This window comes from Francisella uliginis (genome assembly GCF_001895265.1).
Taxonomy (GTDB): Bacteria; Pseudomonadota; Gammaproteobacteria; order Francisellales; family Francisellaceae; genus Francisella; species Francisella uliginis.
Genome location: NZ_CP016796.1, coordinates 59,866 through 84,199 on the forward strand (window position 1 = coordinate 59,866; position 24,334 = coordinate 84,199).

A 24,334-nucleotide genomic window follows, 5' to 3' on the forward strand; every position below is an offset into this window, starting at 1 on the left:
GAGAATTATTATCAAACATTGATTATGATGTTTGCATTTCCATTTTTAGATCTATTATTGCCATCATAGACCATGTCACATCTAGCAGTACCTTTAAGAATTCCAGAATCTATTTTTATTCTAGCGCCTTTTGCATATTGAGGCATTGTTGCTGTTATTACTGAACAGTCATCTGAAAAAGCATTTTGGTCTTTACAAATTTTAATTTGAGTTCCTGTGAATGAAATATAGAGTTGTTGGTTCTCATTAAAAAATTTATTATTATTTTGATAGTATGTTAGGTTAGCTGTAGTTGTTTTACCTTTTATAGCATCAAAACTAAATGCTTGAATATCATCCCAGTTATTAATAAAAGCTTGATATTTACCTTTTCTAATTACACATTGGATATATTGTCCATACTTAGGGTTAGCTTTTATATTCGCAATTTCTTGCTCTTGTTGCTGTTTGTATGCTAGTTCTTGTGCTTGTTGCTTTGCATTTATATCAGCTTGCTTTTGGTATGCTTGAGCTTGTTGCTCAGGAGTCATTGCCTGCCATGTTTCATCAGATATGCCAAGCGGATGGGTAGAGCAACTAGCTATTAGCAAGCTAGAGACAATTAAAAGTGATATTTTTTTCATTTGTATTAGCTCTTTAAAGTGAGAGTAGTTTTTTTCTATAAAACTTTAGTTCAGCAATTGATTCTTGAATATCATCTAAAGCTTTATGTGTGGCTTTTTTATTAAAAAACTCACCATCACCCCAGTATTCGTTTAGAAGCTTTAAACTTGTGACATCAAGCATTCTATAGTGGCAATAGTCATCAATCTTAGGCATGTATTTAGCTAAAAATCTTCTATCTTGCCATATTGAGTTACCACATAATGGTGAGCTTTGGTATGGAACATATTGTTTGATAAAATCAAGAATCTTTAGTTCAGCTTCTTCAAGAGATGTTTTACTATCCTTGACTCTTTGCGTAAGACCAGTTTCCCCGTGAGTTTTGATGCACCATTCATTCATAGTTTCTAAAACTTCATCTGGTTGATAAATAGCGATTGGTTCAGCCTCAGCAATGATATTTAAGTCTTTATCTGTAATAATTGCTGCGATCTCAATGATTTTACACTCTTCTACATCAAGACCTGTCATTTCTAGGTCAATCCAAATTAAGTTATTTGAAGATTGCATAACTTACTAGTCCTTAACTCTAGATACATAGCTAGATGTTCTAGTATCAACCTTTATAATTTCACCAGTTTGTACAAAAAGAGGAACTCTTACAACAGCACCAGTAGATAATGTTGCAGGTTTGCCACCAGTACCAGCAGTATCACCTTTTAAGCCTGGATCTGTTTCGATAATCTCAAGATTTACAAAATTAGGTGGAATAATTGAAATAGGCTGACCATTAAATAAAACAACTTGATATTCATCTTGATCTTTTAGCCATTTTTTAGTCTCACCTAGTCCTTCTTCAGAAACCATATATTGTTCAAATGTTTCTGGGTGCATGAATACGTAGCTATCACCATCAAAATATGAATATACGGCGCTTAATTCCTCTACATCTGCTGCCTCAACAGACTCACCTGACTTAAAAGTTTTCTCTATAATACGGTCGTTAAGCAAGTTTTTAAGTTTAACTCTATTAAAAGCTTGACCCTTACCTGGTTTAACAAACTCATTTTCAACAATAACCATAGGGTTACCGTCTATTAAAACTTTTAAGCCACCTTTAAATTCATTTGTACTATAATTTGCCATTTTTGTAGTCCTTGATTTTTAATTAAGTATTCTTTAGTCCCAACATTCTGTAGGGGTTTTATCAACAATAGCACCATTAACTTGTAATTCCATACTTGTGCAAGGAGTATCTGATGTTTGAGACCCTTGAGCTGTAGCAGTTATTGTATAGTCAACACTAGAGTTAGGGCATGAATCTCCCGAGCAATATGATAATGTATAAAGCCCACTTTGCGTATTTGCGTGATAAAAAGAATTTATATTACTACCAGATGGGAATGAACCATTACGAATTTCAAAATTATCTGCTGCATTTGATGCTGATAATAATTCTGATTTTGCTTCACTACGGTGACTTTTTAAAATAAAGTTGTTATAAGTTGGTATACCAATAGATGCAAGAATAGCAATAATTGCTATTACAACCATTAGCTCAACTAAAGAAAAGCCTCTAACTATAAGTAATAACTTCTTTTTTAACATTCTTATAAGCCTTAGTAAATTTGCGGCTCTCCATTTGGTCTTGTTCTGTAACGGCGATGTTGCCATAGATACTGTTCTGGATATTTACGAATAGCATCCTCAAGAAACTTATTAGTAATTTCAGCATCTTTGTAGGCATCACCTGTAAACTCTAAAGGCTCACCAGTTACAATTTTATATTTTTTTAAGCATTTTTCTCTTACATAATATGCTGGAACAACAACAGCACCAGTTTTTTGGGCAAGCCACGGAGTTACTGTAAGGGTCGAACAAAGCTTACCAAAAAATGGTGCAAAAACTGAATTTTCAATTCCAGAGCTTTCTAAACCAAAATCTTGATCAGGAGCATACCACATAGTATAACCTTTTTTTAGGCTTCTAATTACAGATATAAAGTTTTTGCTATCTAAACATTTATAAAGGTTTCTTTCGCGATAGTCTTTTATTAAATCTTCAATAAGAGGGTTGCCATTTTTTTGGTACATCACTGTAAAAGGAGGAAATTCTTGACCCATGTATCTACCAATTATTTCAATACAATGAAAATGAAAGCCTAATATAATTAGTTTTTGATTAGGATCGCTATGGTATTTTTCGAATCTTTCTCTAGAGCCTTCACTCCATTCAAACTTTATTTTATTAAACCTTTTTTTTGATAAAAGCCAAGCAGCGTTAGTTTCTGCTCCTGATAAAACCATTGAATAGTAGCTTTTTTTAACTAATTTATTTATTTCTTTATCTGATTTTTCTGGATAAGCAATTTTAAGGTTTTCTCGAGCAATTTCGTTGCGACTTTTTAAGAAAGGTTTAATTATAAACCCAATAACTAACACAATATACTTATGTGTAAATAAAGGCAACTTTGCAGTGCAATTCATTATGCCTACTATAAGCCATATTCCCCAGTTTTTAGGTTTAAAATTTTTATTGCTCATTTTATTCTTCAGTTAAGGTACTATCTAAAAGTTTAACATATAGCTCATCAATCATAAATAACTAATAAATCTTTTCTTCACCTGCAGGTCTTGTCTTATAGCGGCGATGTTGCCACAGATACTGTTCTGGATATTTACGAATAGCATTTTCAAGAAACCTATTAGTCATTATTGCATCTTCGTGGTCATCTCCAGTGAATACTAAAGGATCTCCAGATATTATTCGATAACCAGATAGGTCAGGGTTTCTAACGTAGTATGTTGGAACAACAACAGCACCAGTTTTTTTGGCAAGCCATGGAGTTACTTTAAGAGTAGCACAAAGTTTACCAAAAAATGGTGCAAAAACTATATGCTCTTTAAAGTCTTGATCTGGGGCATACCACAAAGTAGTCTTTCTTTTAAGGCTTTTTATAACTGGAATGATATTTTTTCTTTGGAAACATTCACTAACATATTTTTTTCGTGATGAGGTGATTAAATGTTCCATTAATGGGTTTTTATGCATCTGATACATAAGTGTTAGAGGTGAGTAGTTTATGCCTGAGTGTCTACCAACAATTTCTAAAGAATGAAAATGGAAGCCTAGGCAAATAGTAGGACTGCTTTTATCATTGTGAGCATTTATGAAAGTAGTAAGTTCAGAGTCATCAAATTTTATTTTCTTGAAGTTTTTCTCTGACATAAACCATGCAATTAAACTTTCAAACCCTGCCATACATGCTGACTTATAACTTTCATTCGCTAACTTTTTTATTTCTCTATCTGATTTTTCAGGAAAAGCAATTTTTAAGTTAATCATGGTTATTTTTTGGCGTTTTTTAATTATAGGTTTTGTTAAGTAACCTATAAAAACAGCAAGATGCATGAGAGCTTTATATGACAGCGTGTTGACAAGTATTTTAGATATGCCAATTAGAATCCATATTCCCCAATATTTTGGTTTTAATAAAGATTTATCCATTTTTTTAATCTCTGTCTACTTTAAAACTATGTTCGGGCATTTCTAATATTGTCGAAAATAATTAATATTAATAGATTTTCTCTTCACCTTCAGGCCTTGTTTTATAGCGTCGGTGTTGCCACAGGTACTGCTCTGGGTATTTGCGGATAGCATTCTCAAGGAATCTATTGGTCATATTTGCATCTTTATAAGGGTCTCCTGTGAACTCAATTGGTTCACAAGAAATTAGCTTATATCCTGATAAATCTTTTTTTCTAACATAATACATAGGCACTACTGTTGCCCCAGTTTTTTGAGCAAGCCATGGAGTCACTGTTAAAGTAGAACAAAGTTTACTAAAGAAATCTACGAAGATAATATGCTCTTTGAAATCTTGATCAGGAGCATACCACATAGTCATACCTCTTTTTAGACTCTTTATTACAGAGACTATATTCTTACGTTGGAAACATTTATCAATATATTTTTCTCGAGAAGATGTAATAATATGCTCCATTAAGGGACTACTATGCTTTTGGTACATTATCGAAAGAGGCTTAATGTTATCACCAACATATCTTCCTGCAATTTCTAAGGAATGAAAGTGAAACCCTAAGGCTAAAAGAGTCTTATTGGGGTCATTATGGGTATTGATAAAAGTGTCAAATTCTGAAGTATCTATATTTAACTTCTTAAAATTCTTATCTGACATAAACCATGATATTAAGCTTTCAAAGCCTGCCATGCATGCTGATTTATAACTTTCATCAGCAAGTTTTTTTATCTCTTGGTCTGATTTTTCAGGGAATGCTATTTTTAAGTTAGTAACAGCAATTTGATTACGCTTTTTTGCTAGAGGTTTTGCTAAGAAACCAATGCCAATAGCAAGTCGCATTAGAGCTTTATATGGGAGTATGTTTACAATAGCTTTACATAAGCCAACTATGATCCATATTCCCCAGTATTTTGGTTTTAGAAAAGATTTATCCATAGGCTTTAGTTATTTTTTATGTGTTGCTTGATAGTGCCTTGTTATCAACCATTGTTGTAAGATACTTATCAGGTTGTTTGTTAACCAGTATAACACAAGTCCAGATGGGAATGATGCAAATAAGAATGTAAATATTACAGGTAGGAACATCATTATCTTAGCTTGCATAGGGTCAGCTGGAGCTGGAGAAAGTCTTTGTTGTAAGAACATTGATAGACCCATTAATACAGGAAGTACAAAGTATGGGTCCTTCATTGATAAGTCATGAATCCAGAAAATAAATGGAGCATGTCTTAACTCTACAGATTCTAATAGTACCCAATATAATGAGATAAATATTGGGATCTGGATTAGCATTGGTAGACATCCACCAAGAGGATTAACTTTTTCCTCTTTGTACATTTCCATCATTTTCTTACCAAGAGCTTGGCGGTCGTCTTTGTATGTTTCTTGAAGACGCTTAATTCTTGGTTGTAGCATTCTCATTTTTGCCATAGAGCGATAGCTCTTAGCAGAAAGAGGGTAGAATATTAGTTTAATAAGTACAGTAACTAGGATAATAGATAGACCCCAGTTACCAACTAAGGCATGAATATGACTCATAACCCAGAAAATGATTTCTGAGAAAAATGATAACATACCATAATCTAGAGTTTTTTCTAGGTTTGGTGCTAGACTAACTAGGTTATCTTTAATGATAGGACCTGAATAAAGTACAGAAGATATATCTTGTGATTGATTTGGGGCTATTGTAACGCTAGTATATTCGCCAGCTTCAAAAACATCACCATTAAGGTTTTTGTAGTATATTTTTGAGTTTGATGATTGTGGTATCCAAGCAGTCATAAAGTAGTGCTCTAAAAAGGCTACCCAACCCTGGCCGTTGTTATCAATAACTGTTGGTTTGCCATCAGTTTTAGATATATCTTTAAATGACTCTTTTCTGAATTTATCTTGTGGAGTTGAATAAGCAACACCAGTAAATGTGTAGCTATGAGCATTTAATAAGCTAAAGCTATCTCCGGCAGGATCAAAATCTCTAGCTAGTGAATCATCAACTATTACATCAATAGATTTTGAACTAGTATTAGTAATTTTTTGAGATATAGAAATATTATATTTAGTATCATCAAAAGTATATGTTCTTGTTATATTTAGACCATCTACAGAGCCAGATAGAATTAGAATCTGCTTATCGCCTTCTTTTTTAATGCCTTGATTCTTAAACTCTACATTTACAGGCTTTCTGTCTATAACAATACTGCTTTTTGCAATATATTCAGAACCTTGTTTTTCTGTTAAAAGGTTCATCGGAGTTTTATCTTTTAAGCTAATTGTGTAGTCTTTTAAAGATGCTGAAGTAATAGCGCCATTTAGCAGGCTAACTTTCAGGTTTTTGAAAACTTTAGTGTTTATAGTTACGCTATCAGCTTTATCATATTTTGAGAAGCTAGTTTTCGCTGTTAAGCTAGGAGTTTGATCCTTGGTTGTGTTACTTGTCTTAGTAGAGTCAGCTGATTTTGTGTAATGGCTATTCTCTTGAGTTTTAGCTGTTTGTTGCTGCTCATTATTATTTGAAGGGAATGTTTGTTCCCATCTGCCCATTAGAGATATAAACATTATTGCTATTGTGACTAATAGTAATATTCTTATATGGTTAGCTTTCATTATTTTTTTAAACCTTTTGTTTTTGCCGGAACTGGGTCAAAGTAGTCTCTTTTTGCTAATGGATGACAACGCAAGAGCCTACGTGTAGTTAAATACAATCCCTTTAGTATACCATGAGATTTTAGAGCTTCTAGAGCATATTCAGAACAAGTTGGATAATATCTACATCTAGCAGGTATAAAGGGACTAATACAGTAACGATAGAACTTGATTAATAGTATAAAAGGAACTACTGTGATTCTTTTAAAAAATGATAGAATTTTTCTATAGATTGCCACAATTCTTCCTTAGTAGCTTGAGATGCTGGTTTTTTGCTCAGTACAATCAGGCTCTTTTGGTCTAAGAAAAGTTTGTTTAAACGAAAAAACTCTTTAACAAGTCTTCGACAAAGATTTCTTTTGGTAGCTTTTTTGATGCTTTTTTTAGGTAAGATCACGCATATGCCAGGATCTTTAATATTTCTTTTGCTTAGCAAAAACGTAAAGTGTAAAGTGCTTAGCTTATTTTCAACGCTATCAAAAGCCTGTTTGATCTCACTCTTGTTAAGTATATTTTGTTTTGTTAAACAAAAATTATGCACTAAGTTTAGCTCTACCTTTAGCTCTTCTGTTTTTGATAACTTTTCTTCCGCTTAGAGTTTTCATGCGAGCACGGAAACCATGAGTTCTTTTTCTTTTTAAGTTTGAAGGTTGAAATGTTCTTTTCATTTTATTTTCCTCTTTAAAATTTTCTTTATTTTATAAATCACAGAAATAGTTTCGGTATTCTATAGAAAAGACCGCGATTAGTCAAATATTATTTGTATTTGTAAAAGTGGTTAATTGCTTTTTGAGCAAGGAATTAAGTTCATTTTGTTTAGTTCGCTCCATGATGCATCAGGACACTTTTTAGGTTGCTTGCTTGGTAGGCAGTAACCTTGCCAACCTCTGTATTCTTCAGTGCTTAAACATTTTTTGAACTTTTTAACTTTAAGGTATGCAGGAGTCCATGTAGAAGAGCTAGAACCTACAAGTTGTTCTTTTTGCTTAGGTTGATCTATTTGTATTTTATTTTGTTTAGCTTGTTGTTCTTTAGTTAGATTTATCGGTGCTGCATTCATTGTAGTAGGGGCTCTTTTACTATTAGAGTCTACTTTCTGAGTTGATCCGCTTGATACTTGTAAGCTAAAACCAGTAGATAAAAATACACTTAAACCTAACGTTATTATTATTTTTTTCATTTTAAATATTTGAATATTTTACTTTTTTATGTGCCTAATGATATTTATTTTTTATGCGCTAATCAAGTTAATCATGTTTTTTAGCATGATATAATCTTACTATTCTAAATTGATAAAGAGTTATTAATGTCAGATTTATACCATGTTATTGGGTATCCTGTAAAACACAGTTTATCACCAAAAATTCAGATGGAGTTAGCAAGGCAATATAATCAAGATATTGTTTTTACTGCTGTAGAAGTTAAACCTGAAGATCTGGAAGAGAAGATTACAGAGTTTAAAAATAATAATCAAATTAAAGGCTTAAGTGTAACGGTTCCTCATAAGGAAAAGGTTTTTGACTTAGCTGATGGCTCTGATACGACAGCTAAAAAGGTCGGTGCCGCTAGTAATGTTATCTTTACTCCTGAACGTAAGATGATAGCTCTAAATTATGATGGTTTAGGAATTGTTAATGACATTAAAAATAATTATAAAGTTGAATTTAAGGATAAAAGAATTCTTGTAGTTGGAGCAGGTGGTGCAGCAAAAGCAGTTGTCGCAGCAATAATAAAAGAGTCACCAGCTTCGCTAACTATTACAAATAGAACTAGGCAGAAAGCACAAGCTATTGCTGATTTATTTAAATTGGATTTTTCCATAAATATTGAAGATTTCTCAGATATCTCAGGTATTTTTGATATTGTTATTAACTCGACATCATCAAGTATTTACCAAGAGATGCTGCCATTAAAAACAACTAACTTTTCTAAAAACGCTTTTGCTTATGACTTAATGTACGCAGATGGTGGGACTACTTTTACAAAATGGTGTCAAGATAATAATATACATGCTGCTGATGGTAAAGGTATGTTGCAAGAGCTAAGTAAAGCAGTGTTTAAATATTGGCGAGGACTGTGACTGATAGAGCTGGTGTGATATTATATCTAATATATAAAATGTTTGCATACTTGCTGTATAGACGGGTTTGGATAAAAAAATATTATTTCTTGGTGTAGGTGGTATAGGGGTTTCAGCTCTTGCGATAGCTGCGAGAAATCTTGGAGCTGTTGTTGAGGGTTATGATAGTAGCTCTACTAAGCTGACATCTAAACTTAAGTCTTTAGGAATCAAAATCTTTACTACAACAAATAATATTAGCTTGTCTAGTTATGATATGGTTGTCTATTCAAGTGCAATCCCTGCTAAAAATCATTTACTACAAGAAGCTAAAACGCTTGGTATAGAGTGTCTACAAAGAGCAATGTTTTTAGCAATTTTGATGAAAAATTTTAATCATAGTATTGCTGTAACAGGAACTCATGGTAAAACAACAACATCTAGTATATTGGCAACATTGTTATGTCATCTTGATAAGAGTAGTAGTTTTGTTGTTGGTGGAGTGGTCAAACATTTTGACTCAAATATACAAGTTAATGGTACAGATAAGTTAGTTGTTGAAGCTGATGAAAGTGACGCATCATTTTTGCATTTAAATCCGCAATCTGCTGTAGTTACTAATATTGATCTCGATCATATGACAACTTATCAAAATAGCTACGCTAATCTTTTAGACAATTTTTTGCTATTTCTTTCTAAGGAAACCATTAAGAATATTTATCTATGCGCTGATGATAAAGGGTGTAATGATTTATTAGCAAAAGATTCATTGGATGATAAAAATATAGTTCTATATGGTTTTTCGAAAGAAGCCGATGCTCAGATAAAAGATTACTATGTAGCAAATAATTATACTAATTTTAAAGTTTGTTATAAGGGTAGTGATTTAGATTTTACTATTCAGTTACCAGGGAAGTATAATGTCCAGAATTCCACAGCATGTATCATTAGCTGTTTAGATCTCGGCTTTGAGTATAAAGATATAAGAAAAGCATTATTAAGTGTTGAAGGTGTAGCAAGAAGGTTTGACCTGTATACAAAAACTATTTTAGGACATAAAATTCAAGTAATCGATGATTATGGCCACCATCCTGTCGAGGTGGTTAACTGTTTGTCGGCTGTTAGAGATAGATTTCCTAATAAAAAGATTATTCATATTTTTCAGCCGCATAGATATACAAGAAATAGAGATCTATTTAAAGATTGGCCAAAGGCTCTTTGTTTATCGGATCAGTTAGTTTTACTTCCAACTTATTCAGCTGGTGAAGAGGTTATTCAAGGAGCAGAAAGTAAAGATATAGCCAAAAAACTTACTAACTGTATTTTAGTAGATAGTTTTAGCAGAGTTTTGGTTACTTTAAAAGAAATTATTGATGATAATTCGATTATCTTAGTACAAGGAGCAGGAGATGTTACAAACCTGGTGGAGATGTTAGGTGAATAGTATAGGTAGTTCAACTCTTTATGTTGTTGCGACACCAATAGGTAATCTAGGAGATATAACTCTCCGTGCTATGGATGTACTAAAATCAGCTGATGTGATTTTAGCTGAAGATACTCGTGTAACAGCAAAGCTTTTAATGAACCTTAATATACGAGCGGAACAAAAGCTAGTATCGTGTCATGATTTTAATGAGGAGTCCAGGGTGCAACAGGTTAAAGAGTTTTTGGATGATGGAAAAAAGGTTGCTTTAGTTAGTGATGCAGGCACTCCATTAATATCTGATCCTGGATATAAGATAGTAGCAAACTTACGTAGTGATAATTACAAAGTAGTTCCCATTCCTGGTGTTAGTGCAGTAACCACAGCTTTATCGGCTGCTGGATTGCCTTCTGATAGTTTTATGTTTAAAGGTTTTTTATCTGCAAAGAAAGCAAAAAGACAAGAGCAAATACAAGATCTTAAAAAACTAAATACAACAGTTATACTCTATGAGTCTGTGCATAGGATAGAGTATTTACTAGAGGACTTAGATAGTATTTTACCAAATGTAGATATAGCTGTTGCAAAAGAGCTAACAAAACAGTTTGAGACTTTTGTTAATGGTAAACCAGCTCATGTGATAGAGTTTTTTAAGGATTATCCAGAAAAGTTAAAAGGTGAATTTGTTGTCATCGTTGACTGTAATAATATAAGTACATCAGATTCATCAAATATTGATCAAGACTTATTACTAGAAGCACTACTTGATGAGTTACCTTTAAAAAAAGCTGTTAAATTAACATCAGAGCTATTAAAACTTAAAAAAAATGATATTTATCAAAAAGCTTTATATTTGAAAAAAGATATGGATTTGAAAAAAAATGCTTAGTCGATCTTTATATACTATTAAACAAATGTTTAGGCATAGAAAAATGCTTAAATCTCTAAAGTATAGCAATTGCTTAGAAAGAGTTATTCACTTGACGCCTGAATTCTTAAGTGACAAGAAAGTTAGTTATTTGGCTTTAGATTTTGATGGAGTGTTGGCTAGCCATGGTAAGCCAGAAATTCTTGCTGAAGTTAAACAGTGGCTAGATGACTTTGTTACTAAATTTGACGAGAGTAATATATTTATCCTTTCAAATAAGCCAACTCAAGAAAGACTCGAGTATTTTAAGAAATACTTTCCTAGAATTAGATTTATATCGGGGGTTGCAAAAAAGCCTTACCCTGATGGTCTCAATAAGATTATATACACAGTAGCTTGTGAGCCACAAGAAGTTGCTCTTGTTGATGATAGACTCTTGACGGGAGCTTTAGCATGCTTTATAGCTGGGTGCTACCCAATACTTATAACAAAACCTTACGTTGATAGAGAGAATTATACAAAAGAAGAGAGATTCTTTAGTTTTTTGCGTTATTGGGAGCAAAAAATCTTTTTATAGAATTTTACTTGTGAGTATTTTGATTTATCATTACTTAACATTTATATGGAATTTTAAAAATTAACTTTTATTTATGAAAAAAATTATAGTTCTTCTAGCTGCTGTACTTTTATGTACTCATGCATTTGCTACATTTACGCAGTCTTTTTTTGATGAACATAATCATTCAACTGATAACTTCTCACCTAAAAATAATAATTATCGAGATGATGCAAAAATTCAGAAGTATGGTTTGAACTTCAGTAAGGATGAGTCTGAAAATTATAATTGTAGCTATGATGCTTCAGGACAAATAAGATGTGGAGATTATAAGCTTAGGAAAGATACGACTAGTGATGGTGGTAAAAGACTTAGTAAGGAAATGAGAGAGCATCTTGAGAAGCTTAAAAAATCTAAAAATATTCGTCAAGGAGATGATTTTAACTGTGCTCTAGACGATGGTGATGAGGTTTACTGTTGGGGTAGTAATAAAAGAGGTCAACTTGGTACGCCTAACATAAAAAGCAAAGCAAAAACTCCACAAAAAGTTGATACAAATGTTAAGTTTAAAAAAGTATACACAAAAGCACATTATGCTTGTGCATTAGATGAACATAATCATGCTTATTGTTGGGGAGATGGTAGTAATGGTGAAGTTGGAAATGGAGAAAAAGGTCTTTTCAATGAGCCACAAAAAGTCAAAACAGATATGCAGTTTAGTAGATTAATTATGGCAAGAACATATACTTGTGGAGTTGCCAAGAAATCTAATGATGTATACTGTTGGGGTAAAAGTAAAAAAGGTACTGTAAACTTAGATTCCTCAGTGCCAGTTAAAATTTAAAAAATAATATTAAGAAGATTATTTATGAAAAAAAATATAATAATAATTGCACTTTTATTGATATATAGTAGTGCTTTTGCTCTTGAAACCTTTACCCAAAGTTTCTTTTCAGCCTACAATAGGAATAATGAATATAATAAAAATATAGCTTATTATGCTTCTGGCGAGCTTAGGGTTGGTCATCATGATATTATCGAAGCTGACTCTGATAATGATAATGCTAAACAAATAGAAGAGCATTATAAACAACTTCAAAAAGCCAAAGGTCTTAGTCAGAAGAGTGGCTCAAAATGCTTTATGGATAAAGATTACAACATTTACTGTATTAATGATAAGAATACTGAAGAGCCAGAGGAGCAACAACAAGCTCAAACTTCAGATTCTTTAGGTATGAACTTCAGTGATAAGAATAAGTTTGAAAAAGTATATGGTCAGAGTAAGTATGCTTGTGCTTTAGACAAGCAAGGAAGTGCATATTGTTGGGGAGATGGTGAGCAGGGAGAGATTGGTAATGGAAAAAGAGGACACTTTAGTAAACCACAGAAAGTTAAAACAGATATTAAATTTAGTAGATTAAGTGTATCTAAAACATATGTTTGTGGTATTGCGAAACAAAATAAAGGTATTTACTGTTGGGGTAAAAGCTCAGGCAGTACAAATTTAAATTCTGCAGTTCCTGTCCAAATATAGTATGAGTAAAAACTCTAAGAGATTTCTTACAAATTCAAAACATTTTAAAATCGTAACAGAACTAAATGATCAGCTAAATAATTGTGATGAGTTTATAATAAGTGTTGCATTTGTGACACTTAGTGGAGTTTTGTGTATCTTAGAATCTTTGCGCCAGCTACAAGCTAATAATATAAAAGGTAAGATTTTAACGGGATGTTACTTAAACTTCACAGAACCTAAAGCATTGGATACTCTTCTTGAGTTTAATAATATCGAGCTTAAGATTTTAGATAAAGAAAACTTCCACGCTAAGGGATTCTTTTTTAGAAATAAGCAAAGTTGGCAGGTAATGTTAGGTAGCTCAAATCTAACTCAATCTGCTCTAACAGTAAATAGTGAGTGGAATATTCTCTTTGAGGCTAATCAGAATGATGAAATTATCAAACAAGCTTTATCAGAGTTTAATAAACTCTTTAGTCAAGCTAAGTTGGTTAGTGACTTTATCGATGAGTATAGAAAAATATATCAAAAACAACAAAGTTTACAGACTATTCAAAATATATATCTACAAAACAGTGAAATAAGCCCAAACAAAATCCAAAGAGAAGCTTTAGATAATCTAGAGGCTTTAAGAAAAGATAGTAAAGGTAAAGCTTTGATAATAAGCGCTACAGGTACAGGTAAAACTTTCTTAAGCGCTTTTGATGTTGCAAAAATTAAGCCTAAGCGTTGTCTTTTTATAGTTCATCGAACAAATATAGCAATGAAGGCTAAAGAAACTTTTGCTAAAGTTATTAAAGATAAAACTCTAGGTTTATATACAGGAGATAAAAAAGACTCTACAGAATACTTATTTGCAACCATACAAACACTTAAAAATCCAAAAGTTTTAGAGGGTTTTTTAAAAAGGGAATTTGATTATATAGTTATTGATGAGGTACATCATGCAGAAGCAAATAGCTATAAAAGAGTACTTGATTACTTTAAACCTAAGTTTTTACTTGGGATGACCGCTACTCCGGAGCGCACAGATGAAGCGGATATATTTAAGTTATTTGACTATAACATTGCTTATGAGATTAGATTACATCAGGCTCTAGAAGAAGACTTACTGTGCCCATTTCATTATTTTGCTATAGAGGATTTCTATATTGAGTCAGAAAAGTCGTTAGCTAAAGATTTCTCAAAGCTGATTAACGATGATCGTGTTGAGCATATCATAGCTAAGATGAATATTTATAAGTTTAGTGGTAATCATCGAAGTGCATTAATGTTTGTAAGTAATGTTAGTGAAGCAAAACAGTTGGCTACTAAATTAACTGAAAAAGGGATAAGTGCCAAAGCCTTAACAAGCCAAGATTCGGAAAAATATCGATCAGACATTATAAATCAACTTGAGTCAAATAAGTTAGAGGTGATAGTCACAGTCGATATTTTTAACGAAGGTATTGATATTCCATGTGTAAATCAAGTTATATTACTTCGTCCAACACAAAGTGCTATAGTTTACATTCAACAGCTAGGCAGAGGTTTACGCAAGTATAAAAATAAACATTTCGTTGTGGTTCTAGATTTTATTGCAAATTATGATAATAACTTTCTTATTCCTGTAGCATTAAGCCAGAATAATAGTTATGACAGAGATGAACTTAAAAAGTTTGTTGTCTCACCAAATAGCTATATAGTGGGACAAAGTACAATAACATTTACCAGCATTGCTAAAGAAATTATTTATAAAAATATTCAGGTAACAAATTTTTCACAGCTAAAAAATATTAAAAGAGATTATAAGCAATTGAAAAAAGAGCTTGGAGGAATACCAACATTAGTCGATTTTCAAAAATATAATTTTATATCTCCAGAAGTGATTTTATCTGCCAAAGACACATACTATGATGTATTGAAATCTTTTAAGGAAACTATCGCAGAGCTTAGTAGAAGACAATATTTAGTTTTGAAATTTGTTTCTAAAGAATTTACACCAGCAAAAAGGTTATATGAAATATTAGTCTTAGAGAGTTTGTTAGTTTGTGATAAATTGGAAGTATCTCAACTTGAGTCAGATATTAGAAGAAAACTAAATGACTTTGATATCGATAGTTTTGAAAATGCTCTAAAACACCTATCTTTAGATATATTTACAGTTAATGCTGCAAGACAAGATTATGAACCTTTGATATCTATAAGTAGTGGTAAAGTTATACTTGTAGTAGCAGATTTAATAAAAGATAGTAGCTTCCTAGAATCTCAACTTAGAGATTTGCTTGAATATAATAAGTTGGTGTATCTAGAAAAGTATAATCATTATAAACACCAAGGTTTAGCAATGTATAGTAAGTATTCAAAAAAGGATATTGCTCATCTGCTAAACCAAGATTATACCAATGGAGGAGTTAACTTAGCTGGATATAGAGCTTTTGATGATAAAGTTCTTCTTTTTATGACTTTTGATGAAAATAAAAAATTCACACAGCATGATAATAAATTTATTTCGTCAAAAATATTTACCTATTACTCTAAAGTAGGGAAGAATTTAAATGATAAGTTAGAAAAAAACTTAACGAAAGATATTTATACAAGGTATGTTTTTGCTAGGACAAACAAGAATGATGAATATCTATATTTAGGTACAATTTCAAAATGTTTAGATGCTAGAGAGCTTTTAGAACCTAAGAAAATGCTTGAATATACGTTTGAGCTAAATCAAGAATTACCTAGTGAAATATGGAAATATTTTGAAGTAATTTATAAAAATAAAATTTGATGTGTAATTAAATGCTTTTTTATTTTTGTTTGTTATAATGAAGTTAAAGGAAGACATGTTAGGAGAAGTCGTCATGGCGTATAAAAAGGTTTTATTAGCGGTAAATGTTTATGAGAATGCAGATGTTGTAATTAATTCTGCTGTAGACTTCGCTAAGAAAAATAATACAGAAGTTCTAAAAGTAGTTACAGTTATCGATTGTGTAGCGCCGTTTGCGCCATCAATAGTCGATTTCCAGCATTCAATAGAGAAAGAAGCAAAAGAAGAGCTAGATAAGCTAGTAGCTAAAATTTCAGGTATTAAAGTTGAGCATGAAGTGCTTGTTGGTAATCCTGCAGCAGAAATTGTTACATTCGCAGAAGAAAGTCAATGTGATGTAATTGTGCTAGGTTCTCATGCTACTCATGGTATAAACCTACTTTTAGGTTCTGTTGCTAATGCTGTCTTACATAAGGCTAAATGTGATGTGCTAACTGTAAGGGTTAGTGAAGATGAAGCTGCTGTAAGTAAAGCTCATAATTATAAGAAACTACTAGTACCTACAGATCTTGAAAATGATTCATGTGCTGTAGTTGATAAGGCAAAAGAAGTTGCTAAGCTCTATGATGCGAAGCTAGATACAGCGTTTGTTATACCAAATGACAGTATCTCTTTGATGACTTATGAGACTGCAAAAGTTGAAGAAGCTTTAGAAAAATTTGCTGAGAAAAACAATATAAACGGTGAGAAGTCAGTAATGATTGGTGGGATTTCTAATAGCCTATTGGAAAAAGCTGAAGAAAGTAAAAATGATCTAATTGTTGTAGGAAGTCATAGAAGAGGCGCTATAGGCAGATTCTTCTTAGGCTCAACTGCAAACAGCATCTTACATGAAGCAAATGTTGACGTTCTAGTAGTAAGACTTAAATAAAAAATTATTTTCTTATAAATATTATATCTTTTCATTAAATAAAATTTCAAAAATCTTTATTAATTTCTTATTAAAAGTGTATTTTTGCCGAAAAATATACTTAAATAGAAGTATTGTTCTTAAATAATTAGTTGAATAATGAAGAAATTATTAGTACTTTTAGCAAGCTCAGCTGAGTGGTATGAGTTTACAGTATATTCGTTTTGTGCTGGATATATTGGTAATGCATTTTTCCCTAACCTTGATAGTCCATTTGCTAATTTTTTAGCTGCGTTTGGAGCTTTTGCTGCAGGTTTTTTAGCTAGACCTTTTGGTGGTATTATCTTTGGCTATATTGGTGATAAAAAATCAAGAACAACGGCTCTTGCATGGGCTGCGTTTTTTATGGGTGTTCCTACTGTTGGTATGGCTCTATTACCATCTTATGCAATGATTGGCTTTTTAGCACCAATATTACTGGTTGTATTTAGAATACTCCAAGGTATAGCTATTGGTGGACAGTATAGTGGTTCGGTAGTTATTCTTGTAGAAGAAGAAAATACTATATTAGGTAAAGCAAAAGCATCTGCAAATGTAATAGCAAGTGCTTTTGGTGGGATATTGTTGGCAATTGTTAGCTTTCAAATTATTAGATACTTTATTCCTGATGATCTTATGGCAGCAGGAGGTTGGAGAATTTTGTTTGCTATAGCAATTATCCTTGTAGTAATGTCTTTCTTTATAAAACATAGTGGTGATAGTGATACTAAAAAGACTGAAAAGCAGCAAATAAAGTTAGTACACTTGGTTATTAAATATTGGAAAAGTATAGTCTTTATGATGTTGTTATGTTTCCCTGGTGCTGTTGTTGCATATTTCCAAATAACAATATTGCCAAATATTATTACACAGATACTTGGCCATAAAAATGTTGATGTCGCTATTCTAACAACAATAAGTTTAGTTGTTTTTATCGGCTCATGTACTTTTTCTGCTAAATTAACTAAGTTTTTTAATATTAAATCTATAATAGCTACAGGCTTAGTTTTAATGTTGTTATTACCTTTACCAATATATGGGCTATATAAGTCTAATAGTGATCTGCTAATTTTATTCTTTATAGTGATGGCTGCTATTTTTGGAATATTTTATGGCAATATTATGGTAATCTTCACTGAGAGTTTTCCTAAGGATATACGTTATACTGGCTTTGCTTTAGCTTATAATATTGGCTTTGGAGTTTATGGAGGGCTTTTACCTTTTGTATGTTTTTATCTAGCTCAGCATATATCTGATTATATGGCTGTTGGGATTATATGTATAAGTGCTGTTGTAGGTTTATTTACTTTATATAAGCTTGAGCCAGAGACTTGTAAAGAAATTACTAGTAAAGTTAATTAGGTAATAGTTGTTATGAAAGAGTATTTTTTAGGTCAAAACTGCTTTGTTTATAACTTAGGCGATGAGTTATCTTTAGAAGATAACTTAAAAGTCCTTAAAATATATAAAAGCATCATAGCAGATGATCAGTTTTGTAGTAAGTTTAATATCTATGATATTGTACCATCATATAATTCTGTTGCTTTTCATTTTGATTATAGTGATCCTCTTGAGCTTAAAGAGGCTATCTTAAATAGAATACAGAATGTTGATTATAATCAGGTGATAGAGTCACAAACTCATAATATAGATGTTAAATATAACGGTCAAGATTTGGAGTTAGCAGCAGAGAAACTTGGGTTGGCAGTGTCTGAAATTGTAAAAAGACATACTCAAAATGAGTACCATATTGCGATGCTTGGTTTTAAACCATACTTGCCATATTTACTAGGACTAGATAAAAGCCTGTCATTACCTAGATTAGAGACTCCTAGGAATAGAATTGTTGCAGGATCTGTTGGTATTGGAGGGGCTCAAACAACTATCTTTCCAGAGCAAACACCTAGTGGGTGGAATATAATTGGTATATCAGATTTTAAAGGTTTCTCTAAGCTTAGGCCTGGAGATAAAATAGTTTTTAGGGAGATATAAAATGCTTTTGATAAATTGTGATCTAGGTGAAAGAGGCGTTGCTCATGCTGTTGATGATCAATTGGTGAGATATATAGACATTGCAAATATTGCTTGTGGAGGCCATGCTGGAGATAAACAAAGTGTTGATTACTACGTAGATCTTTGCAAAAAGAATAATGTAAAAATAACAGCGCATATATCGTATCCAGATAAAGAAAATTTTGGTAGAAAAGTTATCAAAATACCTGATAATGAGTTATGTAACTCTTTTGATGAGCAATTTGCTCTTTTTGGTCGAAATATAAAAGCAATAAAACCACATGGAGCTTTATACAACGAGCTTAATGTTAATGAAGACTTAGTTAGAACATTTGTTTCTTGGTGTGTCAAAAATGACGTTCAAGAGCTATTGGTTAGTCCTTTCGGTCTTTTGAAAGAATATGCTGAAAAAAATGGTATAAAAACAATAAAAGAAAGCTTTGCTGAAAGAGGTTATCTATTAGATAAGAATAATAATCCTATGCTTGTACCTAGGGGTCAACCAAATGCAGAAATTAAAGAGGTACAAAAAGCAGTTAAGCAGTATCGTGAGTTAGCAGGAGGTTTTATAAATGTGAATGGTGAAAAAATAGCTTTTGATTCACAAACGATATGTATACATTCTGATAGCGAGATAGCTTTAGAGTTAGCAAAAGAACTTAATCAAGCAAAAGGCTAGTTATGACAGATCTTTTTTCAGTTAATGGAGGATTGTCTTTTCCTATTTCATTAAGAGAATTTGGGACTCAAGATAAGGGAGTGTCTCCTAAAGGTGCACAGGATCAATTAAGCTTTATTACGGCTTATAATTTATTGAAAAAGCCTAATAGTTTTCAAGCAATAGAAATGATTTATCCATCTAAAATAAAAGCCAATAGAGACCTGCTAATGGTTATATGTGGAGCCTCTTATGAAAGAACAGAAACTGACTCACAAAATATTCCATATAATCGAGTTTGTAAGCTTAGTAAGGATGAGAATTTAGAGTTTAAAGGTACAAAAAAAGGCTTTAGAACAATTGTTTTAGCTATAGCATTTGAGCCAGATTTACAGCAACTGATTGGTAGTAAAAGGTCTGAAAAATTAGATGAATTTGTAAATCTTAATTATCAGAATAATTTCATAAGAGTAATAAAGGGGCCAGAGTATTTTATTTTAAAAGATAACGCTTTTTTTGAGCAGTCATGGGAGATTTCACCAAACTCTAGTCAAATGGGACTACCTTTAAATGGGACAAACTTAGATACACAGAAAGTTGAAATGATATCTCAGCCTGTCTCTGATGGAACAGTGCAACTATCTCCAGGAGGACCTATAGTCTTAATGAGGCATCGCCAAACCGTAGGAGGCTATCCTAGAGTTGTAAATGTTATTGAGCCAGATATAAGTAAGCTTGCGCAATTTGCTCCGGGGACTAAGTTTAGGTTTAAACTTGTTGAGCCTAATGAAGCCTTTGATATTATGAATGATCTAAAGAAAATGATTTAAATTTTCTATATAAGGGCTTTTAAAGATGTTAAATAAACCTAAATTTACTCTTTTTAATAATACAAAGTATGCACTTAGTGGTTTATCAGATATTTTCAGAAATGAAAAATCATTTAGGTTACAACTTTTATTATTTGTAGTTTTGACTATCTTTATTTGGATACTTCCTTTAAGTATAAACTCTAAATTTGTTCTTCAACTAGTATCATTTTTGCCAGTATTTTCAGAGATTATAAATAGCGCTATAGAAAGAGTGGTTGATTTGATAACAAAGGATTATCATGAGTTAGCAAAGAAAGCTAAAGATGCTGGCTCAGCATTAGTTTTTGTATCTTTTACTATAGAGTTTATAATATGGGTTGTAACTCTTTATATGAATTTTATTTATTAGTGAATATAAGAGCTTAAATTCTTAACATAAAAAATACTCTTTCAATTTTTAAGAGAGTAGTTTAAACTATATTCTCTCTTTTCTTAAAAAAGAGTTTTTCTCACTAAAAAGCACAATATAATATATTAGTTTTGCTACTAAAACAATAAAAATAATAATATAAAAAAAATAATAATTTCTTGTTGTCTTTGCTTATTTCTTTGTTATAAACTTTGAGTGTCAAATATGCAAAAACATAGTTAGGAGATTATATAAATGTTGCGCAAACTGGTTAAGAGTCTGATCCCAAGTCAAGATAAGATATTTTTTGAGTTAATGATAGAGGCAACAGAAGCCGTTGAAGACTCAGCTAGAATTCTAGGCCAAATAGTTAAAGAAAAAGATAACCTAACTCTATCAGAGCTTTCTGAAGAGCTAAGGTTAACTAGAACAGTAACTGTTGAAGTTGCTAATAAGATGGATCATGAATTAGCGAGACATTTTGTTACACCAATTGATAGAGTTGAGTTACATAATGTAATAACTTTATTACTAAAGCTAAATAAAAGAATTGTTAAGATACATAGGTATATGCAGATCCTGATGGAAGAGGAAAGAGGTGATGTAAATCTATACTTAGCAAACTGTGTTGAAACATTGCGTAAAATGACAAAAGTTTTAGATGATATGATGAAAGCTTTTGCAAAAGGCAATAAGAAAGATTTGAAAAACTTATATATTAGATTGACAGCTTTAGATGAAAATGTTTTGGAAGACCTGGCTCATGCTCTTAAACGCTTCTCTCACTTTGAAGAGGGCGATGTAATATTTATAATGAAGGTTAAAGATATCTACAAAGCTATTGAGAATGCTATTTCAACTTGTACTTCAATAGCTGAGTCAATAATGAGAATTCATGTCAAAGAAGTTTAAAAAGGTATTTGCCATATGATTTCAATAGTTTTAGTCGCGATTATTATAGTTGCTTTATTTTTTGAGTTTACTAATGGTTTTCATGATGCGGCGAATGTAGTTGCAACACCAATTGCGACAAAGTCTTTGACGCCTGGTCAAGCAATAGGCTTAGCAGCATTTTTTAATTTCTTAGGAGCTTTCTTTGGAACTGCAGTGGCTGCAACTATTTCAAAAGGTCTAGTAGATACCAATGTTGTTACAGATATTGTATTAATTTCAGCTCTTTTAGGAGCTATTAGTTGGAACTTCTTTACCTGGAGTTTTGGTATTCCATCAAGTTCATCGCATGCTCTAATAGGTTCATTAGTTGGAGCTGTGATTATCGGAGCTAGTTATCAAGATGTTAACTATATGACTGTTGTTAATAAGGTTTTGATTCCTATGGTTAGTTCGCCAATAATGGCCTTTTTCTTAGCGCTAATTATTTGTATAGTTCTACTGAATATTTTTATCAGATTAAGTGGTGTTAGAAGGACAAATAAATATATAAGAGAGATGCAGGTTGTATCTACTAGTTTACTTTCTTTTTCTCATGGCTCAAATGATGCCCAAAAAACAATGTCAATAATTACGTTAGCTTTGTTAAGTGCAGGACTAGTAAGTACTACTGAAGTACCTACTTGGGTAATTATATTATGTGGTATTGCAATGGGGTTAGGTACTCTTTCAGGAGGAAAGAAGATAATAAAGACCTTAAGTGCTAAACTATCTAAGCTGGAGCCGGTAAATGCTGTATCTGCCGAGTTAAGCTCAGGTGCTTTGGTTCTAGCAGCTTCTCATATAGGTTTACCTGTTAGTACAACTCAAGTAGCATCAGGTTCAATAATGGGTGCTGGTTATGCTGATTCTGGTGTTAACTGGAAAGTTGTTAGAAAAATGGCTATAGCATGGATTTTAACTATTCCGGCATGTATAGCTGTTACTAGTGTTATTTATATAATATTATTTAATATATTTGGTACTTTCTAAGAAGAGCTTTATATAATTATTTTTCCTTTTATTTCTAAAAATCATTATAATCATAGATTATTTAATAATTATTACTTAGTTGCATGCATACAAAGCTTAATCGGTTAATGGTTTACATACATTGGCTTACTGTTATTTTGATATTTCTAGCTTTTATATCTATTGAGTTTAGAAGTACTTTTGGCAAACATACACTATTTCATGATGCTATGAAGAGCTCTCATTTATATATAGGATTTTTAGTTTTATTTTTAACTATCTTAAGACTTGTGATTAGAAAATTTGTAACGTTTCCAATTATAGGCCAAAGGTTGTACTATAATTCTTTTAGAAGTATTGCTTCAAAGCTTGTTCATGTATTTTTGTATGTGTGGTTAATATTGATGCCTATTTTAGGCTGGTGTTTGATTAGTGCAAAAGGAACTTATGTAATTCCTTTTGGCTTACCTTCAATTCTTGATGTGATGCCAAGAGCAGATGTTATCGAAATTAAAGAACTACATGAATATTTTGCCTATATTGGCTTAGCTATTATATTTATTCATGCTAGTGTAGCTACTATCGAAAGCTTAATAGTAAATAGAGTTTTAAAGAAGTAGTTTTTGGTTATGTATATATATATTTGCGTCTTATTTTATCAATACCAGCCCTAACGATATTTATCAACTCATCTTTATATTTTGAGTGTTTATATACTAATACTAGATGTGGTTCTAGAGGAAACTCAACTTCAACTCCCTCTATTTTTGCCATATGTTCGTAGTCTCTTAGTACGGCATCATGATAGAATTTAGGCATAAAGCCAATTACATTTTTACTTTTAAGTAGGTTTGCTTTTTGTATTTCATTATCAACTGTATATTTAACATTATCTAAATTAAATTTATAAGTTTCTGAACCATGCTTAAACTCGGTAACTCCTAAAGAAAAGTCATATCTATTAAAAACGATAGGTGCTTCCATAATCTTTTGAGGATTGTTATGCATATCTTTGATAAGTTCTTTATTACCATATATGTGAGCAGGTAATTTTATAGCTTCTACTGATGAGCAAACTATCCAATCATCTAAGTCTAAAAACTCGAGATGTTTATTAAAAATTTGAATAACACTATATGAATCAAACTGATATTGACTACCATTTAGGTTATCAATTTGATAACTATCTAAAGCAAAGTTAAAAGATTCTTCATTGATCTCTTGGATTTGTGGAAGTACTAAATCAATAACAATCTTTAGAAATAATGGAGCTCCAAGAATCTTTATTGATTTGCGCTCTCTAAAGCCACTTTGCTTTACATTTTGGATAGTATCTTCTAGATCTTTAAAAGTCTTATTACAAGAGTGGTAGTATTTCATACCATCAGTTGTTGGTGAGATACGGTTTTGTATGTTCATAATAAGCTTTATATCAAGAAACCTTTCTAAATTTTCAATTTTATTTTTTATAGTGTTAAGCTCAACACCATAATATTTTTTGACTGAACTATACGAGCCTAGTTCAACTAATTTTAGGAAGTAGCGAGTTGCTTCAATAATATCTTTGCTGAGTACGCCCATATCTATCATTAAATTAAATTTAATTTTAATGTTTTAATAATAGCATCATATTGAAGTT

29 protein-coding genes are annotated in these 24,334 nt (G+C 31.7%); 16 read left to right on the plus strand and 13 right to left on the minus strand.

The genetic code is table 11. The features are described 5' to 3' along the window. Window positions 1-11: 11 nt before the first annotated feature. The 12 genes from F7310_RS00295 to F7310_RS00350 all read right to left on the minus strand — a co-directional run bounded on the left by F7310_RS00295 (window position 12) and on the right by F7310_RS00350 (window position 7,967). Window positions 12-623, minus strand: coding sequence for a hypothetical protein (locus F7310_RS00295; RefSeq protein ID WP_173647410.1), 612 nt, complete (start codon window positions 621-623; stop codon window positions 12-14). A 13-nt stretch (window positions 624-636) separates the two neighbouring features. Next, window positions 637-1,173, minus strand: a complete 537-nt coding sequence (gene orn / locus F7310_RS00300; RefSeq protein ID WP_072711087.1) for an oligoribonuclease — start codon at window positions 1,171-1,173, stop codon at window positions 637-639. A gap of 6 nt (window positions 1,174-1,179) precedes the next feature. Beyond that, window positions 1,180-1,749: an elongation factor P gene (gene efp / locus F7310_RS00305; protein WP_072711088.1), complete on the minus strand. Its 570-nt coding sequence runs from the start codon at window positions 1,747-1,749 to the stop codon at window positions 1,180-1,182. Between the two features lie 33 nt (window positions 1,750-1,782). Beyond that, window positions 1,783-2,211, minus strand: a complete 429-nt coding sequence (locus F7310_RS00310) for a type IV pilin protein (protein ID WP_072711089.1) — start codon at window positions 2,209-2,211, stop codon at window positions 1,783-1,785. Window positions 2,212-2,222: 11 nt separating this feature from the next. Then, window positions 2,223-3,146: a lysophospholipid acyltransferase family protein gene (locus tag F7310_RS00315; protein ID WP_072711090.1), complete on the minus strand. Its 924-nt coding sequence runs from the start codon at window positions 3,144-3,146 to the stop codon at window positions 2,223-2,225. Between the two features lie 61 nt (window positions 3,147-3,207). Beyond that, a complete protein-coding gene (locus tag F7310_RS00320) occupies window positions 3,208-4,110 on the minus strand; it encodes a lysophospholipid acyltransferase family protein (RefSeq protein ID WP_072711091.1) in 903 nt (300 codons plus the stop codon). 67 nt (window positions 4,111-4,177) lie between these two features. Beyond that, complete coding sequence (locus tag F7310_RS00325; RefSeq protein WP_072711092.1) at window positions 4,178-5,080, minus strand: lysophospholipid acyltransferase family protein; 903 nt, start codon at window positions 5,078-5,080, stop codon at window positions 4,178-4,180. A gap of 9 nt (window positions 5,081-5,089) precedes the next feature. Continuing rightward, window positions 5,090-6,748: a membrane protein insertase YidC gene (gene yidC / locus F7310_RS00330; RefSeq protein ID WP_072711093.1), complete on the minus strand. Its 1,659-nt coding sequence runs from the start codon at window positions 6,746-6,748 to the stop codon at window positions 5,090-5,092. Continuing rightward, entirely contained in the window at window positions 6,748-7,026 is a 279-nt protein-coding gene (gene yidD / locus F7310_RS00335) for a membrane protein insertion efficiency factor YidD (protein ID WP_072711094.1), read from the minus strand. The genes yidC and yidD overlap by 1 nt, the downstream gene beginning before the upstream one ends. Next, window positions 6,978-7,328, minus strand: a complete 351-nt coding sequence (gene rnpA, locus F7310_RS00340) for a ribonuclease P protein component (protein WP_072711095.1) — start codon at window positions 7,326-7,328, stop codon at window positions 6,978-6,980. The genes yidD and rnpA overlap by 49 nt, the downstream gene beginning before the upstream one ends. Then, window positions 7,321-7,455, minus strand: a complete 135-nt coding sequence (rpmH, locus tag F7310_RS00345; protein WP_072711096.1) for a 50S ribosomal protein L34 — start codon at window positions 7,453-7,455, stop codon at window positions 7,321-7,323. The genes rnpA and rpmH overlap by 8 nt, the downstream gene beginning before the upstream one ends. Window positions 7,456-7,565: 110 nt before the next feature. After that, window positions 7,566-7,967 carry a hypothetical protein gene (locus tag F7310_RS00350; protein ID WP_072711097.1) on the minus strand — a complete coding sequence of 134 codons (402 nt, stop codon included), beginning with the start codon at window positions 7,965-7,967 and terminating at the stop codon, window positions 7,566-7,568. Between the two features lie 126 nt (window positions 7,968-8,093). On the opposite strand from F7310_RS00350, the gene aroE reads away from it, so the two are divergent. The 16 genes from aroE to F7310_RS00430 all read left to right on the plus strand — a co-directional run bounded on the left by aroE (window position 8,094) and on the right by F7310_RS00430 (window position 23,315). After that, window positions 8,094-8,867 (plus strand): shikimate dehydrogenase, encoded by a 774-nt coding sequence (gene aroE / locus F7310_RS00355; protein ID WP_072711098.1) that lies wholly within the window; start codon window positions 8,094-8,096, stop codon window positions 8,865-8,867. Between the two features lie 67 nt (window positions 8,868-8,934). Further along, complete coding sequence (murC, locus tag F7310_RS00360) at window positions 8,935-10,290, plus strand: UDP-N-acetylmuramate--L-alanine ligase (protein WP_072711099.1); 1,356 nt, start codon at window positions 8,935-8,937, stop codon at window positions 10,288-10,290. After that, window positions 10,283-11,158, plus strand: coding sequence for a 16S rRNA (cytidine(1402)-2'-O)-methyltransferase (gene rsmI, locus F7310_RS00365; protein ID WP_072711100.1), 876 nt, complete (start codon window positions 10,283-10,285; stop codon window positions 11,156-11,158). Before murC ends, rsmI begins: the two co-directional genes overlap by 8 nt. Beyond that, window positions 11,151-11,714, plus strand: coding sequence for a YqeG family HAD IIIA-type phosphatase (locus F7310_RS00370; protein WP_072711101.1), 564 nt, complete (start codon window positions 11,151-11,153; stop codon window positions 11,712-11,714). The genes rsmI and F7310_RS00370 overlap by 8 nt, the downstream gene beginning before the upstream one ends. Window positions 11,715-11,787: 73 nt before the next feature. Beyond that, window positions 11,788-12,537, plus strand: a complete 750-nt coding sequence (locus tag F7310_RS00375) for an RCC1 domain-containing protein (protein WP_072711102.1) — start codon at window positions 11,788-11,790, stop codon at window positions 12,535-12,537. Window positions 12,538-12,561: 24 nt separating this feature from the next. Beyond that, complete coding sequence (locus F7310_RS00380) at window positions 12,562-13,227, plus strand: RCC1 domain-containing protein (RefSeq protein WP_072711103.1); 666 nt, start codon at window positions 12,562-12,564, stop codon at window positions 13,225-13,227. 1 nt (window position 13,228) lies between these two features. After that, window positions 13,229-15,973, plus strand: a complete 2,745-nt coding sequence (locus tag F7310_RS00385) for a DUF3427 domain-containing protein (protein ID WP_072711104.1) — start codon at window positions 13,229-13,231, stop codon at window positions 15,971-15,973. A gap of 73 nt (window positions 15,974-16,046) precedes the next feature. Then, window positions 16,047-16,883 (plus strand): universal stress protein, encoded by an 837-nt coding sequence (locus tag F7310_RS00390; protein ID WP_072711105.1) that lies wholly within the window; start codon window positions 16,047-16,049, stop codon window positions 16,881-16,883. Window positions 16,884-17,021: 138 nt separating this feature from the next. Further along, window positions 17,022-18,263: an MFS transporter gene (locus F7310_RS00395; RefSeq protein ID WP_072711106.1), complete on the plus strand. Its 1,242-nt coding sequence runs from the start codon at window positions 17,022-17,024 to the stop codon at window positions 18,261-18,263. A 12-nt stretch (window positions 18,264-18,275) separates the two neighbouring features. Further along, window positions 18,276-18,893, plus strand: a complete 618-nt coding sequence (locus F7310_RS00400) for a 5-oxoprolinase subunit B family protein (protein WP_072711107.1) — start codon at window positions 18,276-18,278, stop codon at window positions 18,891-18,893. 1 nt (window position 18,894) lies between these two features. Beyond that, a complete protein-coding gene (locus tag F7310_RS00405; protein ID WP_072711108.1) occupies window positions 18,895-19,593 on the plus strand; it encodes a 5-oxoprolinase subunit PxpA in 699 nt (232 codons plus the stop codon). Window positions 19,594-19,595: 2 nt separating this feature from the next. Further along, window positions 19,596-20,402 (plus strand): 5-oxoprolinase subunit C family protein, encoded by an 807-nt coding sequence (locus F7310_RS00410; RefSeq protein ID WP_072711109.1) that lies wholly within the window; start codon window positions 19,596-19,598, stop codon window positions 20,400-20,402. Window positions 20,403-20,427: 25 nt separating this feature from the next. Then, the gene (locus F7310_RS00415; protein ID WP_072711110.1) at window positions 20,428-20,793 is read left to right on the plus strand and encodes a diacylglycerol kinase; all 366 of its coding nucleotides are present in this window, start codon (window positions 20,428-20,430) and stop codon (window positions 20,791-20,793) included. A 255-nt stretch (window positions 20,794-21,048) separates the two neighbouring features. After that, a complete protein-coding gene (locus F7310_RS00420) occupies window positions 21,049-21,705 on the plus strand; it encodes a PhoU family transcriptional regulator (protein ID WP_072711111.1) in 657 nt (218 codons plus the stop codon). Between the two features lie 15 nt (window positions 21,706-21,720). After that, a complete protein-coding gene (locus tag F7310_RS00425; protein ID WP_072711112.1) occupies window positions 21,721-22,716 on the plus strand; it encodes an inorganic phosphate transporter in 996 nt (331 codons plus the stop codon). Window positions 22,717-22,823: 107 nt separating this feature from the next. Further along, window positions 22,824-23,315, plus strand: a complete 492-nt coding sequence (locus tag F7310_RS00430; protein WP_236939874.1) for a cytochrome b — start codon at window positions 22,824-22,826, stop codon at window positions 23,313-23,315. Window positions 23,316-23,322: 7 nt separating this feature from the next. Here the strand turns inward: F7310_RS00430 and F7310_RS00435 are convergent, their stop codons facing one another. After that, complete coding sequence (locus F7310_RS00435; protein WP_072713500.1) at window positions 23,323-24,276, minus strand: LysR family transcriptional regulator; 954 nt, start codon at window positions 24,274-24,276, stop codon at window positions 23,323-23,325. Between the last annotated feature and the right edge of the window lie 58 nt (window positions 24,277-24,334).

Coding starts and splice junctions, on each gene's coding strand:
- F7310_RS00410 (WP_072711109.1), top strand. CDS start 19,596: ATGACAGATCTTTTTTCAGTTAATGGAGGATTGTCTTTTCCTATTTCA.
- F7310_RS00375 (WP_072711102.1), top strand. CDS start 11,788: ATGAAAAAAATTATAGTTCTTCTAGCTGCTGTACTTTTATGTACTCAT.
- F7310_RS00435 (WP_072713500.1), bottom strand. CDS start 24,276: ATGGGCGTACTCAGCAAAGATATTATTGAAGCAACTCGCTACTTCCTA.
- F7310_RS00380 (WP_072711103.1), top strand. CDS start 12,562: ATGAAAAAAAATATAATAATAATTGCACTTTTATTGATATATAGTAGT.
- F7310_RS00350 (WP_072711097.1), bottom strand. CDS start 7,967: ATGAAAAAAATAATAATAACGTTAGGTTTAAGTGTATTTTTATCTACT.
- rpmH (WP_072711096.1), bottom strand. CDS start 7,455: ATGAAAAGAACATTTCAACCTTCAAACTTAAAAAGAAAAAGAACTCAT.
- F7310_RS00310 (WP_072711089.1), bottom strand. CDS start 2,211: ATGTTAAAAAAGAAGTTATTACTTATAGTTAGAGGCTTTTCTTTAGTT.
- F7310_RS00405 (WP_072711108.1), top strand. CDS start 18,895: ATGCTTTTGATAAATTGTGATCTAGGTGAAAGAGGCGTTGCTCATGCT.
- F7310_RS00420 (WP_072711111.1), top strand. CDS start 21,049: ATGTTGCGCAAACTGGTTAAGAGTCTGATCCCAAGTCAAGATAAGATA.
- yidC (WP_072711093.1), bottom strand. CDS start 6,748: ATGAAAGCTAACCATATAAGAATATTACTATTAGTCACAATAGCAATA.
- efp (WP_072711088.1), bottom strand. CDS start 1,749: ATGGCAAATTATAGTACAAATGAATTTAAAGGTGGCTTAAAAGTTTTA.
- F7310_RS00370 (WP_072711101.1), top strand. CDS start 11,151: ATGCTTAGTCGATCTTTATATACTATTAAACAAATGTTTAGGCATAGA.
- F7310_RS00385 (WP_072711104.1), top strand. CDS start 13,229: ATGAGTAAAAACTCTAAGAGATTTCTTACAAATTCAAAACATTTTAAA.
- F7310_RS00400 (WP_072711107.1), top strand. CDS start 18,276: ATGAAAGAGTATTTTTTAGGTCAAAACTGCTTTGTTTATAACTTAGGC.
- F7310_RS00430 (WP_236939874.1), top strand. CDS start 22,824: ATGGTTTACATACATTGGCTTACTGTTATTTTGATATTTCTAGCTTTT.
- F7310_RS00320 (WP_072711091.1), bottom strand. CDS start 4,110: ATGGATAAATCTTTATTAAAACCAAAATATTGGGGAATATGGATTCTA.
- F7310_RS00390 (WP_072711105.1), top strand. CDS start 16,047: ATGGCGTATAAAAAGGTTTTATTAGCGGTAAATGTTTATGAGAATGCA.
- aroE (WP_072711098.1), top strand. CDS start 8,094: ATGTCAGATTTATACCATGTTATTGGGTATCCTGTAAAACACAGTTTA.
- F7310_RS00325 (WP_072711092.1), bottom strand. CDS start 5,080: ATGGATAAATCTTTTCTAAAACCAAAATACTGGGGAATATGGATCATA.
- F7310_RS00315 (WP_072711090.1), bottom strand. CDS start 3,146: ATGAGCAATAAAAATTTTAAACCTAAAAACTGGGGAATATGGCTTATA.
- F7310_RS00295 (WP_173647410.1), bottom strand. CDS start 623: ATGAAAAAAATATCACTTTTAATTGTCTCTAGCTTGCTAATAGCTAGT.
- F7310_RS00415 (WP_072711110.1), top strand. CDS start 20,428: ATGTTAAATAAACCTAAATTTACTCTTTTTAATAATACAAAGTATGCA.
- F7310_RS00395 (WP_072711106.1), top strand. CDS start 17,022: ATGAAGAAATTATTAGTACTTTTAGCAAGCTCAGCTGAGTGGTATGAG.
- F7310_RS00425 (WP_072711112.1), top strand. CDS start 21,721: ATGATTTCAATAGTTTTAGTCGCGATTATTATAGTTGCTTTATTTTTT.
- orn (WP_072711087.1), bottom strand. CDS start 1,173: ATGCAATCTTCAAATAACTTAATTTGGATTGACCTAGAAATGACAGGT.